This is a genomic window from Candidatus Xenohaliotis californiensis (assembly GCF_963930935.1).
Lineage (GTDB): Bacteria > Pseudomonadota > Alphaproteobacteria > Rickettsiales > CAWVOK01 > Xenohaliotis > Xenohaliotis californiensis.
The window spans coordinates 15362-31082 of the sequence record NZ_CAWVOK010000014.1; the positions used below are offsets into that span (position 1 = coordinate 15362).

Below are 15721 nucleotides of genomic sequence, written 5' to 3' on the forward strand. Positions count from 1 at the left end.
AATATGACAAAATTATTGACAGAATATAGTTAACTCGTAATAATATTATTTAAATGTACATAAACTTAAATAATGTTTACCTTAAATAAAACTTTTTCATTAAAAAAATCAGAAATTGAAAAAAAATGGATGTTAATAGATGCAACAGATATGATTGTTGGCAGACTAGCATCGCGAATTGCATTATTATTAAAAGGCAAGCATAAACCTCATTATACTCCACATATGGATTGTGGTGACAATATAATTGTAATTAATGCTGATAAGATTAAGTTTACTGGCAAAAAAATGAAAAATAAAATCTACTATAGACACAGTGAATATATAGGTAGCCTAAAAGAAACTACACCACAAAGAATGATGAAATGTTTTCCAGAAAGAATTTTGGGTTTAGCTGTAAAAAGAATGCTAGGTCGTGGTCCAATGGCACGCCAGAGATTCAGTAATTTATATATATATAAAAATGATACACATAAACATCAAGGGCAAAAACCAAAAATACTAGATGTCTCATCTTGGAATACAAAAAATACAATTAATAAAAATGAGCAGGTATAATGAATATTGCCAACCAAGTAACTGAAAAACCTAAACAAACAATTGATAGATTTGGCAGAGCATATGCAACAGGAAGGCGTAAAACTGCAACTGCTAGAGTATGGATTAAACTTGGTACAGGAAAGATAGTAATTAATAACAAAAATATTGACAAACCACTTTCACATAAACGATATAAAAATGAAATTCTAAAACCATTTGTAGTATTAAAATGTGAAGATAGATTTGACATAATCTGCACTGTTAGTGGTGGTGGGCTATCTGGACAAGCAGGTGCCATTAAGCATGGAGTTAGCAGAGCTCTTGATATTTTTAATCCAGATTATCACTCTACACTATCTTCCAGTAAACTTCTAACCCGTGACAACAGAATGGTTGAAAGCAAAAAATATGGCAAACACAAAGCAAGACGTGGAACACAGTTTGCTAAACGTTAATATTTAATTTGTCTATTATTTCTAGGTATTTAATGATAAAAAAATTAAAATTGAACAATGATATCCTTGCAACACCTATATCAATGCCTTTATTGTTAATATTGACACCTATCTATTGGGCTTGGATATTTATTATGTTTATAACAAAATTTTTGACAAAAAAATTTAAACAATTTGCATATCCACAACTTATAATAGCTATATCAATAGTTTTATTGCTGTTACTATCTGCTTGTGCATCTAGCTATGATGACCCTGGCTTACCAAGTCCTTGTGTAGGAGGTGATAAATCACCTTGTGTACGCCGTCCAGTAAACCAAATGCTAACATAGATATGCCTAAAATGCTTCCTATTAAAATAGGGAATATCCAAATACAACACCCAATTATTCTGGCACCAATGAGCAATGTTACAGATATCTCATTCAGAAATTTAGCAACAAAAATGGGTGCTGAGATGACTATATCAGAAATGGTTGCCAGTAGAGCTATGGTTGAACATTGCCAAAAAACTTTAAATCGTATAAAGAAAGACAATAATTCATCTGCTAACATGGCAGTTCAAATAGTTGGTTCTGATCCAGATCTCATGTCTGAAGCAGCAAAAATTATTGCCTATACAGGTGCAAAAATTATTGATATAAACCTAGGATGTCCATGCCGAAAAATAACTGGCACTTTAGCAGGCTCTGCCTTAATGAAAGATGAACTACTTGTAGCAAAAATTATCAAAAAAATATCAAAAGCTGTTAGCATTCCAATTACAGTTAAAATGCGTCTAGGCTGGGATAAAAATAACTTAAATTCCCCAAAAATAGCAAGAATAGCAGAAGAATCTGGAGTGCAAATGATTACCGTACATGGCCGCACTAGAGCTCAAATGTATAATGGACAATCTAACTGGACTGCCATTAAACAAGTAAAACAAGCTGTTAAAATACCAGTTATTGCTAATGGTGATATAGGAAATGCTACAGACATATATAATGCACTTAAATCATCTGAAGCTGATGGCGTAATGATAGGTCGAGCAAGTTATGGAAAGCCATGGCTTGTTGGCCAGCTAATTGATGAAATTTTTAAAAATAAACCAAGCAAACCACCAAATGTGGAAAAACTTTACAATATTGTCATTGAGCACTATGAATCATTGTTACACCAATATGGAACTAATGTTGGAATGAAATGTGCACGCAAGCATATTGGATGGTACAGTGCTGGAATGCCACAATCAACAGCATTTCGTCAGAAAATTAACCAATGTAATGATTATTTATTAGTACATAAAATGATAAAAGAATTTTTCTCTGATGTGCAAAATTAGCAAAACTTAATTTAACATATGCTTAAACCAAACAATAGATAATTCCTGTTGTATAATACAATGAGGAACAAATGAGTTTAAATAATATACTCTATCATTATTGGAAGCAACTACACAGCAAACAAAAACCACCTTCCATGGAGCAGATTATTTCTGATGATATACTAGAAATTTGGCAGCATTGCTTTATTATGTCTATAAAAATGGCTAGCAACAAACTTATATATAAGTATACACATTTAGGGGATGAAATAGTATCTGCATACAAAAAAGAACTCGATCCAGAGCATGATTCACCACCTTTGGTATCATCAGATCCTGAAATCTTATCAGGCGCTTTTGATGAAGTTATGTATTATCAAAACCCAATTATTGAAGATAAAAAAATCCTCTATTCTAACAGTGGAATAGTTAAGTATGACCAATGCTTCCTCCCACTTCATTCTAAAGATAAAAATACCTATAACATTATAGGTGGCATGCAGTACAAAATTGTAAGCTAAAGCACTGGAGATATAAAACTCATGTGCTTAGGTGGGGTAGCACTAAAAATACCTACCCCTGGCAAACTTATAGAGTGCGCATATAAACATAACTTACCAGCAATTCCACCATATTTCTTGTCACCTATAATAGGACAACCTAGGTGCAACATATGAACTCTTAACTGATGCTTCTTTCCAGTTAATGGTGATAATCTAACCAATATCATATCTTCACTAATACGAGTAATAACGTTATATTTTGTTATAGATCTAATACCATTTGTTTTGGCTACAACCACAATACGCTCACCAGATTGCTCTATCTCACATAATGGCAGCTCAAGCACTCCTGACTTACTACTAGGCATTCTACTAAGTAAAGCATAATATGTTTTGCCTACCATAGCATTCTTAAACAGTTCACCAATCTTCCTAGCCATTAAATTTCCCTTTGCTAAAAGCATAACTCCAGAGGTATATTTATCCAACCTATGCGTTAAATGTAAACCACTCTCAATATACTTAAGCAATGAATCAATACTCACATTTATATTAGAACCACCTTGTGAAGGCATGCCATATGGCTTATTAATAACAACTAACTCATTCATATTGTCCAGCACCATACTAAGTGCTATTTTCTCATATTTTTTGTAGCACTTATCAGTCACAAAATTATTTTTTTTACTAACTTCTATTTTTTCTCTAGATAATATTGACACATAAATTAAAACTTTGTCACCATACAACATTCTGTAATCAGCAACAACCTTATTGCCATTCACTGTTACTAACTTTTTTCTTAAAAATTTTCTGATCATTCCATGTGTAAAGCCAAATTTAAGATATAAAAATCTATCAATCCTAGTATTAGCATACTCATTGTCAATGCTGTATTCATTCATTTTTTGTGATGAGGATGCCTTGGGTTCAGTCATTATTAAAACAACCATCTTTACCAAGTTCCTGTAAAATTTTCTTAACAGACTCTATCAACAAATCTTCAGTTTCATTATTAAATAGCACAAAATCAGACTTAGCAATCCTCTCATCATCACCAATTTGTCGATCATTTAAAAAATTAAATAAATCTAAACTCATATTACGCATATTAACTGCACGATGCTCACGGATGCTTTTATCAGAAACAATGCTAATTATATAATCACAGTACTTATACAACTTGCTCTCAAATAAAAGTGGCATTTCTATTACAAGCAAACCTTCTACTGTTGAACTGATAAAATCTAACAGCAACTCTCTAACAAATTTAAGAGTTACAATCTCAAGTTCACTTAATAAGCTTTTATTGCTGAATATACACTTACGCAAAACCTTGCGATCAATAACACCATCAACAAATGCAGAAGGACATACTTTTGCTACACTTGATATAACTTCTTGATTTTCTGCATAAAGCATTCTTATTGCCTTATCAGCTTCAAACACTGGTATATTATTACTATGCAAAAACTCAGCAACAACAGTTTTGCCAGATGCTATCAATCCAGTGAGACCTACAACTTTCATTGTATACCAACATTATCTATAATAACATTGATTACATTAAGAATATAATATATGCAACAAAATTGGATAGAAAATAGAAAATCTAAGCAAATTATTTTATAAAAACAGCTCCAAGAATAGAAAGCTATAGATACTTGTTGAATAATAAATATCTTTTTAAATCTACTAAAAAGCAAGCCAACACCTTGCTCAGGGTACATAAAACTATATCAAAAGTTAGATATTAGAATACAATAAACAAAAAAATATATACTGTCAATAACTGATAAAGTTTAATTTAACAAATAAAAAGCCACTGATACAAAACAGTGGCTTTTATCAATTAGCGTGAGCTTTATTTAGAAACTCATCTTTGCACCAATCATTACTGTGTATCCTTTATTTTCATCTTCTACAAGCTTCTTAATCTCATTAATATCAGCTCCTTTGCCGGCATCAGAGCTGTACATATAAATAGAATTACCATACATCTGTGCAAATAAAGTATCTTGTAATGCATCATAATTTACCATTGCTCCTGTAACATCACTAGGATTTGCTGCAGTAGCTGCTGTAGTTTGCAATTGTGCTGCATCTAAAAAGCCATATGTCTTATCTTCGGTTTTGAAATATGAAACTTCAATATATGGAGTAAACCCTTTAGCAATCTCATAATCAAAACTAGCAACAAAGTTACGCAATCTTGTTCTACCACCCCATGCATCATTTTGCTGAGTTTTTGCATTCATATAGGTAATACTAAATCCTACAGGGCCCATTTCATAAGCTGCACCAAGTGTCCAGTAATATGAATCATGCTCACCATAAACATCATCATCTGTATCAGCTGGTGTTACTTTAAGTGATATTTCTGTATCAGCAGCTGCTGTATGTACAGCAAAGGGGAATAATGCATTACCCATAATAATATTACCATTGACATCAAGAGTTATACCAGCAGTAGCATCTTCTGATAGAGCAGCTGCAGCACCAGTGCCACCAGTGAAAACTTGAGTCTTGCTAGTTTCTGAAAAATTAACTTGCACTAATGCAAAATCTTTAAACAACACTTTATTTGGAATGCCTCGCTTAGTTTCTGGTCTTTCTGATTTTGAATATAATGCACTTTCATTATTTGAAATAACTGTGGGAGCTAAAGCAACTGTACCACCAGTTGGATTATTTTTTGCATTAGATACATGCCAATCTGGATTCCATGCCAAATCCATACGTTGACCAGATTTTTTCAAGTTTACATAAGAGCCAGCAAACCTAATGCCATGGAAACCAAATGAACCACCAAAACCAAGATTTTTTAAATCATAGTAATTTTGTACACAACGTTCACTGTTGCTACTTGATGTAAGATTTGAGAGGCATCTTTCATTATGCTCTGCAAACTCACCAAATACACTAGCAGTAAATTCCATATCATTCATCATAAAAGAATACTCAGCAGCGCCACTAAGAACATCACTATATGACTGACCATTTTTATTAGCAAAACGCTGATATACATTATCATCACTCTGCTCAGCTGAATAGCTCATACCAATTCTAAATCCACCAAAATCTGGGCTGTAAAATGCAACTTTTGGTGCATTTTCCAAATTAAACTCTGAAAAAGTTGCTGGTTGATAGAAAAAATAACTACTAGAAGTTAAACCAAAATCAGATGTATTAATATCTGGGAAAAAGGTGTTATATGTAGTATTCAATAAGTTTGGACCTACAACACCACCAAGATTGGCATAATAATGCCACACACCATCAATACCACCAGTACCATGAGCAATAGTAGAGGCATCAGTTCTCAACTTAACTTCTGGTCCTTCATCCAAACCAGCTTCAAAGCGGCCAAACTTACTTTCTATGTAAACAGCAGCACGATCTAAGTGTGCATCAACAAAAGTAGCTTTAGCATCACCAAATCTTGCATAATTATTTAAAGTAGAACTCAAGCCATCCACAACCCCACTTGCAGTAACAGAGCCAGTAATTGGAATAGTAATTGGAACAGTTCCAGGAGGTAAAACATTACCAGCTATACTAGCAATAACAGGTATATCTTTAGTTGGAATGGCTAATGGCACATCAGCACCTGCTGCTATATTAGCAGTTAAATCACCCTCTATATCAGCAGTGCCTGTTGAACCATAGCCAGCAGTATAACCCTCCACTGTAGCAGTTAAAGCTGGTGCAAAAGCAAGCTTTGTTGGATCAACAAACTCTGATAAATCTACAGTAGGAGCACCAGAGCCACCTTTTGCTGTAATAAGTCTAGTATCAGCATCTGCTAAGCTGGGAGTGCCAAGAGTAATGCTAGACAAGTCAACTGCCAAGTCATCAACACTTAAACCCTTGTTTTGCACAAGCTTAGTATCACCATCCAAATCTGGAGATTTAAGCTTCAATGCCGTATCACCACCAACAGATATAGTTGGTACATCAATAGTTGTTGTTGCAGTAAGAGCACCTGCTATATCAGAGCTATTTATAGCGTGTTTATGTGTAAGAGTATCAGATCCACTTCCACTAAAATCTTGGGTATTAATTGCTGGTACTGATGATGCTGCAAGTGTTGTTTTTGGCGTTGTCAATGGTGCAGCAGCTGTTGCAGTTATAGTAGCAGGATCTGTAATACCAGCAACATCGGTAGTAGTTAAAGCACCTGTTGCAGTAACTACTTTAGTTGCTGATAGTCCTGTTTTTTTCAACACATCAACTGAGCCAGTACCATTTAGAGTAAGAGTAATGCCACTGCCATCTATTGCAGTTGCTGTATCGCCAGAGGCAACAGTTACAGCTTTATTGCTAGCTTTAACTGAATCTACTGTTCCACCACCTGTTGGAGTGAGTAATTTATCATAACCAGTAGAAGTAAAATTAACACTTTCAGTGCCACTTTTTGAAAGAGTGACTTCTGGTAATTTTATTGCTACCTTATCGATAACAGGTGTTGCACTATTTACTACACCAGAAACAGTTGCATCTATTCCCCCAGTGCCAGCTTTAGCAGCTATTTGTGTTGTTGAAGAACCAGCAAGATCTAACACTTTTGCTGTGCCCACTTCAACATCGAAGTTAAGATTTGTAGAGCTAGTACCAACTGTAGGTTTTTTGCCACTAGTTGTAGGTTTTGCATTCAGTTGTTTTGCAGATTGCAGTGCTGGGAGTGATACCGGTGTGTTTTGACTAGATAACACTGGATCTGAAGAACCAACAACGTCAAATACATATCTTTTATCTTTAGTAGCAGCAAGCCCTACTATTGCACCAACTCTGGTATCTTTATTAACCCAAATCTCTGCTTCTCCACCCACAGAATAAGTAGTACTCATTACATGGTCACGAGTAAGCCTGCCAAGTTTAAATTTATCTTCATTGTCTAAAAAAGCAAAGTGAAAATCAACATCACCATACAAGCTGGTTTTAGTACCCCTGTGATAAACAGAAGTAGGTTCATATTTAGTAGGTGGTGCATGATACTGCATATTATTATGCTTAGTGTGCTGCTTCATTTCTGTTTTGTGCTTATTCTCACGATGCTTGCCATGGTGTTTATCTTCATGATGATGTTTGTTATCATGGTGTTTATCTTCATGATGATGTTTGTTATCATGGTGTTTATCTTCATGATGATGTTTGTTATCATGATGTTTATCTTCATGATGCATATTGTCATGATTATGTTTGTTATCATGGTGCATATTACTATCATGGTGTTTGTCATTATCATGATGATGGGAAGCATTAGCATTAGTGCTTATAAAAGCTGTAGATGTGAAAAGTGAAGATATTAAAAATGTGGATAGTGTCAAAAGCTTAAAACTAGATCTAGTATCTACAACATTATAAGATGCTGTTTTTTTGACAATATTATCACTGCCATCCTGAATATCTCTTTGCATTATCTGACTTTGAATGCACAAATCTGTCATATAAAAACCCTATACTAAAATTAATATAGCTAAATAATGCTATTATGTTAGCTAAATTTATATTATACCTAGCACAACTTATTGCAACCCTTAACAACTATCACTATCTCTTAAAATTAACAGTGTGGTACAAAAGACATAGTACATTAATAAAAGCATTAAACACCTAGCATTAAATGAAAAATAGATCAAAAAAAACAACTCAATATGAGTTAAAAAATAATAAACTATTGTTTACTAAGATATTTAATATATACTTATTAACTAACAATATATGAATAAAATTGACAATAGTGATATACTAGCAGTGATACACAGACTGTTTGATGGATATGCACATGATCATAATATTATTATGAAAACTGTTGCAAAATGTTATAATAAAAATTTGTTAGTAATTGAAAAAATGATTGGTACTGGACACTATACAAAAGATAGTATATTAGAGAATATAATAAATAATGTCTGTGAAACAAAAAAAGCAGTTGTGTCAATTTCTCCAAAAAGAAAAAGGGTGTTAAACTTTATGCTTCACAGCATTGCAAAGGATGACTCACAAATAGCTCATGGGGAAACTTTTGCCACTATGTATCAGCAATATTTAAGAGAGTATAATGATATACAAAAAGAAAAGGAAAGCCAAAAAAACATGCAACAATATAAGAAAGTTAGTGCCTTCATACCAGAAAACATTAACAAATTCCTCATTGAACAAAATTCACACAAAAAAAGTGGTGAAAAAGGCCATAAATTTGAAGGAGGATGGATTCCTATACTTTCTAGACTACTCGCCACACTCAAACACAGCAAAAAACACACAACAGTCAAAAAACATAAAAAACAAGGGAAGGAGAAAAAAAGTTAGAGTACTTGATCTTGATAATCAAAAGTGGAGAAAAAGCCAACACATACAAAAAATGCGCTCCCAACCACAATAATTATTAATATTCTCATCTTAAAAAGTTAATTATGTCAAATTCTTCTTATTAAGAATTTGACAATTTTTCTAAAATAACATAACTTATCAATTATATTATTGAGTTAAAATATAAAAATTAGTGAATATAGCTAAAATAAATCAATTATTATATCATGATAATCCATTAAACAAAAGGCTTAAAGACATTGATCTTCATGCAAAAAAAACCACAGAACAGGTTATGATACAAAGCAAAATGCAAAAACAATTATCTAGCTCATACAACAACTCTATAGCCTATCCAAGACTGCAAATCATAACTCTACCAAGCAATAATCACAATTCAATGCAACATGCCTTAAAGATCTCAGATATTTCTAGTAAGTATAAAACACCCATGTATTCATGCATAAGCCCAGATCTACAACATCATATAAGACTTCAAAACATTGATCAAGAGCTACATTTAGTGCAAGAAGAAAAACATAAAAATGCACAACTAGCAAAAAATGCAAGCACATCTGCAGAACAAAATCATTACCATGACTCTATTTCTCAACTCACTGAAATAGAAACTATGCTATTAGCAGCAAAACATGGAGCAATAAGAAAATGCCTCTCACCAGACTATATTCCTAAAATCCTTACTGAAAACAAGCAGCAAATTGATGAAAATACAAAAGTATTAGTTCTAGTGCCATCTAATAGAGTTAATACATTAAAAAATCTATTAAAAACAAGTAATACTAACTATACAGTACAAAGCCTAGAAGATGCATTAAGCATTGCAACTATGCATAACTACAGCACCCCTTCACATAGAATGAACCATACTTCTTCTGCTCAATATTTACAAGATCAATGTGCATCAACCCAATTACTATAGCTTGATGATTAAATACTTTTAGCATAAAATAATTTAATTAATTTATTTATTAAAAACACTAAATGTCAGAAACAAACCAAGTAATAAGCTTTGGCTGCAGACTAAATCAACATGAAGGGGATGTTATTGAACATGTTATAATGGGAAACACTGAAAACAGCATTGTAGTTAACACGTGCGCAGTCACAAATGAAGCAGAAAAAAAGGCTGTGCAAACAATAAGAAATTTAAAAAAAAACAAACCAGATGCTAAAATATTTGTCACTGGCTGTGCTGCACAAATCAATCCAGATAAATTTGCTGCAATGCCTGAAGTTCATATGGTGCTAGGCAATCATGACAAGCTAGTGCCACAAAATTATTCAATGATGGAAAAAAAAATAGTAGTTAGTGAACTTCCAACCAAATCTAAACCATTAATATATGATGTAGAAAAAACAACTAGTAAAACTAGAATGTTGATAGAAGTGCAAAATGGTTGTGATCACAGCTGCACTTTTTGCTGCATACCACTTGGCAGAGGAAAAAGCAGGTCAATGCCACTTGGTGCAATTGCCCAATGTATAGAAAAAGCACTATTAAATGGCTGCAAAGAGATAGTATTCACTGGAGTTGATATTACTGCATATGGAAATGACTTACCAGTTAAAATCAACCTTGGGCAAGCAATACAAAGACTACTTAAACTATTTCCCTCATTACCAAGAATGAGACTTTCATCATTGGATGTAGCAGAAATTGATCAAGATTTAATTAATTTGTTTAAAAATGAACAAAGATTAATGCCACATATACACATTAGCATGCAATCAGGTGATAATATGATTCTAAAAAGAATGAAGAGAAGGCACACAAGATCTCAAGTTATTGAATTCTGCAATAATCTGCAACACTACAGAAGTGATATAACATATGGTGCAGATCTAATAGTTGGCTTCCCAACTGAAAATGATGAAATGTTCCAGAACTCCATAAATCTTATAAAAGAAGCCAGAATAAGCCACCTGCATGTCTTCCCTTTTTCACCACGCAACAACACACCAGCAGCTAAAATGCCACAAGTACCATTCAATATTATAAAACAAAGAGTAAAAATTGCTCGGAATGCTGGTTTAGAAATGAAGAAAATTTTATATAATAACTCCATTGGAGAAGAGCATAGTGTATTAATTGAAAATAGTAAATCAAGTGATGTTGTTAGCAAAGGTCATACTGCAAATTTTATGAAAGTAAAAGCAAACACTAAACTGCCAGCTGGGTCAATAATAAAGCTAAAGATTATTAAACATAATAATGGACATCTTTTGGCAAATATGATATGAAACAAACTATTTCTATAATTGGATGCACTGGATCTATTGGTCAACAAGCCATAGAATTGTTACAAAACTATACCAAACAATATTCTGTAAATGCATTAATTGCTGCAGAAAACTACAAGCTGCTAGCAAGTAATGCCATTAAAACAAATGCTCAAATTGTTGTAATTGCCAACAAAGAAAAATATCCTAAATTAAAAGAAATATTAAATGGCCACAAAGTAAAAATTCTTTCAGGTGAAGATGGAGTAAAGGAAGCATGTAGCACAAAAATTGATAGAGCTATAATGGCAATATCAGGATTCTCCGGTATAAATGCTATAGTCAACACTATTGGCAACTGCAAAATAATGGCAATTGCTAACAAAGAGCCTATGGTTTGTGCAGGTAAAATTATCATGAAAATGGCACAAGACAATGGCACTCAAATCATACCATTAGACTCTGAGCATCATGCTATATCTCGTTTATTAAAAGGCAGTGATATTAATGAGATAAAAAGCTTTACAATCACAGCTTCTGGTGGACCATTTCTGGGATATACAAAACAGCAATTACAAAATGTAACACCAAAAATGTCAGAGCTGCACCCTATATGGAAAATGGGAGAAAAAATATCCATAGACTCTGCCACTCTCATGAATAAAGCACTAGAATTAATAGAGGCACATAATCTATTCAATATAGAGCCAAAAAAACTTAATGTTTTAATACATCCTCAGGCACTCATTCATGCACTATTGACCTATCAAGACAGTTCAGTATCAGCAATAATAAACACACCAGATATGAAAATACCAATATCCAGTATATTTACATGGCCTAAAATACCTGTGTATAATAATATGCTTGATATAGAGAAGTTAAACTCTATAAGAATATATAAACCTAATCAAGATCATATTAGGGTGTTAAAAATAGCAGGAGAAGCAATGCAACATGGTGGAAACTATCCAACCATAATAAATGCTGCCAATGAAATTGCTGTTGATGCTTTCATGCATGGTAAAATTTTATTTAATAAAATAATAGATGTTATAGAAGAAACAATAAATCTTGTGCCATTTAACAGTGTATATAACATTAATGATGTCATTATAGCAAATCATTCTGGAAGAAGAGCTGCAAAAAATATTATAGAGTCAGTAAAAATCTTATAACAGATACAAACTATGAATAATCTCCATATTTCAACAAATAATCTAAAACAACAAATAGCAAATATTAGCAATCAGCCTGGTGTTTATAAAATTATTAGCACTAATGATGAGGTGCTCTATATTGGCAAAGCAAAAAACCTAAAAAAAAGACTTACTAGCTATACCATGCCAAAAAAATTGGATAATAGAATACAAGTTATGGTAAGCAAAGCATCTGAAATAGAAGTTATATTCACAGACAATGAGGCACAAGCATTAATATTAGAGGCATGTCTTATAAAAAGCATGCAGCCAGTTTATAATATAAAACTATGTGATGATAAAAATTATCCTTATATTGCACTATCAAAAAACCACCCATATCCAAAAATAATGAAATATCGTGGAGAAAGAAAGAAAAATCTACGCTATTTTGGCCCATTCACTTGTGCTACAAACATAACACTAATTATCTCTATAATACAAAAATTTTTTAAAATTAGGGTATGTTCTGATGCAGTATTTACAAGTAGAAATAGACCATGTTTAGAATATTACATCAATAGATGTTCTGCACCATGTGTAGGACTAATTGAGAAAAATGCATATATCAAAAATGTGCTTAATGCAATAAAATTTCTTAATGGTGAAATTAGTGAAACAAAAAAAGAATTATCCAACAAAATGATCGGTGCTAGTGAACAAATGCAGTATGAGCTAGCAAATGAGTACAAGAATACCATAACTGCAATAGATGATCTTTATTCAGTAAAGTCAAACACATCAGTCAATCCACAAATACTAAATGCTGATTTTATAGCCATAGAATTTCTAGATGGTTTCTATTGTATACAAGTCTTCTTTTTCCGTAATCACTGCAATACTGGTAATCAAGTATTTTTTTCACAAAAAACTTGGGAAGAGGAAAAAGAGCAGATACTCTCAACATTTATTATACAATTTTACCATATTAAAGCTCCAGCAGAAAAAATATACACCAACATAAAACTTACTAGTACTAGTATAGTTGAAGAAGCATTATTCACCATCAGCGCCTCTAAACATGGGCAAAAAAATCTATCAACAATAAAATATGCTGAAGACAAAAATATTCTAAAAACCATGAATTTCGTAGCAAAAAATGCTGAAGCATATCTTAAAAATCTCATCAAGAAACAAAAAGAGGTAGAAAATATTTTAAATATACTGGCAAAAATCTTAAACATAACGTATCCAATTAACCTAATAGAAGCCTATGACAATAGTCATAATTTTGGCGATTGTCCAGTTGGTGCAATTATTGCAGCAGATAAAAATGGTTTTTTGAAAAAAATGTATAAAAGATTCAATATTAAAACTACTACTAACAATGATTATGCTATGTTACGTGAAGTATTAAACAGAAGATTTGCAAAAACAAATGGTACAATACCAGATCTATTGTTAATTGATGGTGGCCCAGGTCATGCTGCAGTAGTCAATGACACAATGAAAAACCTTAATATTACGATTCCATTCTTATGTATAGCAAAAGGAATAAACAGAAATGCAGGTATGGAAAAATTTTATACCACAGATCAAAAACAAGTTACTATTAATGACAAAAAAACTCTGTTCTACTTACAACATTTACGTGATGAAGTTCATAGATTTGCAATATCTGGTTATCGCAAAAAAAAGCATCAAAGAATTACAAGCTCAGTGCTGGATAAAATACCTGGCATAGGATTGGTGCGTAGAAATAATCTAATAAAACACTTCAAATCTATTGATAACATAATAAATGCATCTGTAGCAGAAATATCAAGAACCAAGGGATTTAGCATATTTTTAGCAGAAAAAGTGCATGGATTTCTAAAAAGTGGAAAATGAGTTTAACTATTTATAATTTACACTAAACAAGCTATTATATAGTTTACGTGGCACTAATACTGGATTAATCATATTGCCATTACTATCTTTAACTAATGCTGGCAACCTATCATCTGGAATAAAAGCAATACTAGTAAAATCACCTGTGGATAATTTATATGTTATTTCCCTAGAAAAATTGTTCTCCACAGCTAAGTGATCTGGATGCAATACATTTAATTTAACATCATCCATATTCAAATCATGATCATCTTCTGCTATCTCAACATCCTTAGTAATATTATGTAACTTATGACTATTTATACTAGAATTGCTTTTAACTGCAGAGCTTTTATAACTTTCTTTATTGCTATCTGCAGTAATCTTATTAGGAATCTTGCTCTTTACAGCTTTTACTGTTTGTGCATCTATTTTATTTACCAATGGTGAAGAATTATTTGCACTCACAACATCAACAGATTCACCGCTTTTCTCTTTCAATGTGTTAGTATTGGCAACATTGTTATTATGCAAACTATTATCATGCTCTTTACCTAGTATATTTAATCCTAGTGACCCTTCTTTGTTATAAAACAAACCTTCTTGCTTAAGATCATTAACTTCTTTAGTATTATATTGTCTATCAATACCAGATTTCAGTCTACTCAAATTACTTGACTTAATCATTTCATTATGTACTGCATTATTATGACTAATTAGTGCATCCATCTCAATTTCATGCCTAAACATTCTAGATTTTTTACCACCTCCAGTAAAAATTTTTTTAGGCAGTGCAAATCCATACGACAAGCTCTTATCTTCTGATGACTCATTGTCAGTTAAATTATCTTCATTATCATCAAAACCACCTTGCTCAAACTGTAAACTTTCTTCATTATCAACATCACTGACAAGTGGCGTGTCAACAGCTCTGGCAATAGTTTCATTGCCACTATCATCTTTTACCTTAGATGTAGAGATCTTAGTAAATTTAGCATTGTTGTTATTAAGATCACCCTGCTCAAGCTGTAAGCTCTCCTCATTGCTATCACTGACAACTGGCGTGTCAACAGCTCTGGCAATAGTTTCATTGCCACTATCATCTTTTACCTTAGATGTAGAGATCTTAGTAAATTTAGCATTGTTGTCAAGACTAGAAAAAATATTATCTAACAGTACCTCTGCATCTTGCTCATTGCTTATTGCAACTTTATTTTCTTTTGCAATATTTGCCATATCATTACCATCTGCAGATCCTGCGCTCATTTTTACCTCACTTGGATCTATATAAATTATTACAATTTTTTAAATCAAAGTATTAAATTCAACATCTATTTAATATATAAAATTTTA

The 15721-nt window shown here is 32.5% G+C and carries 14 protein-coding genes; 10 read left to right on the top strand and 4 right to left on the bottom strand.

Annotated elements, in window-relative coordinates:
• Nucleotides 1–72: 72 nt before the first annotated feature.
• The 5 genes from rplM to AABI72_RS01610 all read left to right on the top strand — a co-directional run bounded on the left by rplM (nucleotide 73) and on the right by AABI72_RS01610 (nucleotide 2822).
• A complete protein-coding gene (gene rplM / locus AABI72_RS01590; RefSeq protein WP_338363759.1) occupies nucleotides 73–558 on the top strand; it encodes a 50S ribosomal protein L13 in 486 nt (161 codons plus the stop codon).
• On the top strand, nucleotides 558–995 hold the full coding sequence (gene rpsI / locus AABI72_RS01595) for a 30S ribosomal protein S9 (protein ID WP_338363761.1): 438 nt from the start codon (nucleotides 558–560) through the stop codon (nucleotides 993–995). Before rplM ends, rpsI begins: the two co-directional genes overlap by 1 nt.
• Before the next feature lie 32 nt (nucleotides 996–1027).
• Nucleotides 1028–1327, top strand: coding sequence for a hypothetical protein (locus AABI72_RS01600; protein ID WP_338363762.1), 300 nt, complete (start codon nucleotides 1028–1030; stop codon nucleotides 1325–1327).
• A 2-nt stretch (nucleotides 1328–1329) separates the two neighbouring features.
• The gene (gene dusB / locus AABI72_RS01605) at nucleotides 1330–2319 is read left to right on the top strand and encodes a tRNA dihydrouridine synthase DusB (protein ID WP_338363763.1); all 990 of its coding nucleotides are present in this window, start codon (nucleotides 1330–1332) and stop codon (nucleotides 2317–2319) included.
• Nucleotides 2320–2390: 71 nt separating this feature from the next.
• Nucleotides 2391–2822, top strand: coding sequence for a hypothetical protein (locus tag AABI72_RS01610; protein ID WP_338363765.1), 432 nt, complete (start codon nucleotides 2391–2393; stop codon nucleotides 2820–2822).
• Here the strand turns inward: AABI72_RS01610 and AABI72_RS01615 are convergent.
• The 3 genes from AABI72_RS01615 to AABI72_RS01625 all read right to left on the bottom strand — a co-directional run bounded on the left by AABI72_RS01615 (nucleotide 2819) and on the right by AABI72_RS01625 (nucleotide 8254).
• Nucleotides 2819–3757, bottom strand: coding sequence for an RluA family pseudouridine synthase (locus tag AABI72_RS01615; protein WP_338363767.1), 939 nt, complete (start codon nucleotides 3755–3757; stop codon nucleotides 2819–2821). The two genes, AABI72_RS01610 and AABI72_RS01615, sit on opposite strands and share 4 nt — an antisense overlap.
• Nucleotides 3735–4334, bottom strand: a complete 600-nt coding sequence (gene coaE / locus AABI72_RS01620) for a dephospho-CoA kinase (RefSeq protein ID WP_338363768.1) — start codon at nucleotides 4332–4334, stop codon at nucleotides 3735–3737. Before coaE ends, AABI72_RS01615 begins: the two co-directional genes overlap by 23 nt.
• Before the next feature lie 338 nt (nucleotides 4335–4672).
• On the bottom strand, nucleotides 4673–8254 hold the full coding sequence (locus tag AABI72_RS01625; RefSeq protein WP_338363769.1) for a porin: 3582 nt from the start codon (nucleotides 8252–8254) through the stop codon (nucleotides 4673–4675).
• Between the two features lie 274 nt (nucleotides 8255–8528).
• On the opposite strand from AABI72_RS01625, the gene AABI72_RS01630 reads away from it, so the two are divergent.
• The 5 genes from AABI72_RS01630 (at nucleotide 8529) to uvrC (ending at nucleotide 14389) form a co-directional block, all read left to right on the top strand.
• Nucleotides 8529–9119 carry a hypothetical protein gene (locus AABI72_RS01630; RefSeq protein ID WP_338363770.1) on the top strand — a complete coding sequence of 197 codons (591 nt, stop codon included), beginning with the start codon at nucleotides 8529–8531 and terminating at the stop codon, nucleotides 9117–9119.
• Between the two features lie 193 nt (nucleotides 9120–9312).
• Nucleotides 9313–10059, top strand: coding sequence for a hypothetical protein (locus AABI72_RS01635; protein WP_338363771.1), 747 nt, complete (start codon nucleotides 9313–9315; stop codon nucleotides 10057–10059).
• Nucleotides 10060–10121: 62 nt separating this feature from the next.
• Entirely contained in the window at nucleotides 10122–11381 is a 1260-nt protein-coding gene (gene mtaB / locus AABI72_RS01640; protein WP_338363772.1) for a tRNA (N(6)-L-threonylcarbamoyladenosine(37)-C(2))-methylthiotransferase MtaB, read from the top strand.
• Nucleotides 11378–12538, top strand: a complete 1161-nt coding sequence (gene dxr / locus AABI72_RS01645; RefSeq protein WP_338363773.1) for a 1-deoxy-D-xylulose-5-phosphate reductoisomerase — start codon at nucleotides 11378–11380, stop codon at nucleotides 12536–12538. Before mtaB ends, dxr begins: the two co-directional genes overlap by 4 nt.
• A gap of 12 nt (nucleotides 12539–12550) precedes the next feature.
• Nucleotides 12551–14389 (top strand): excinuclease ABC subunit UvrC, encoded by a 1839-nt coding sequence (gene uvrC, locus AABI72_RS01650; protein ID WP_338363774.1) that lies wholly within the window; start codon nucleotides 12551–12553, stop codon nucleotides 14387–14389.
• A 6-nt stretch (nucleotides 14390–14395) separates the two neighbouring features.
• Here uvrC and AABI72_RS01655 read toward each other — a convergent pair whose 3' ends face one another.
• On the bottom strand, nucleotides 14396–15634 hold the full coding sequence (locus AABI72_RS01655) for a hypothetical protein (protein ID WP_338363775.1): 1239 nt from the start codon (nucleotides 15632–15634) through the stop codon (nucleotides 14396–14398).
• Nucleotides 15635–15721 lie beyond the last annotated feature (87 nt).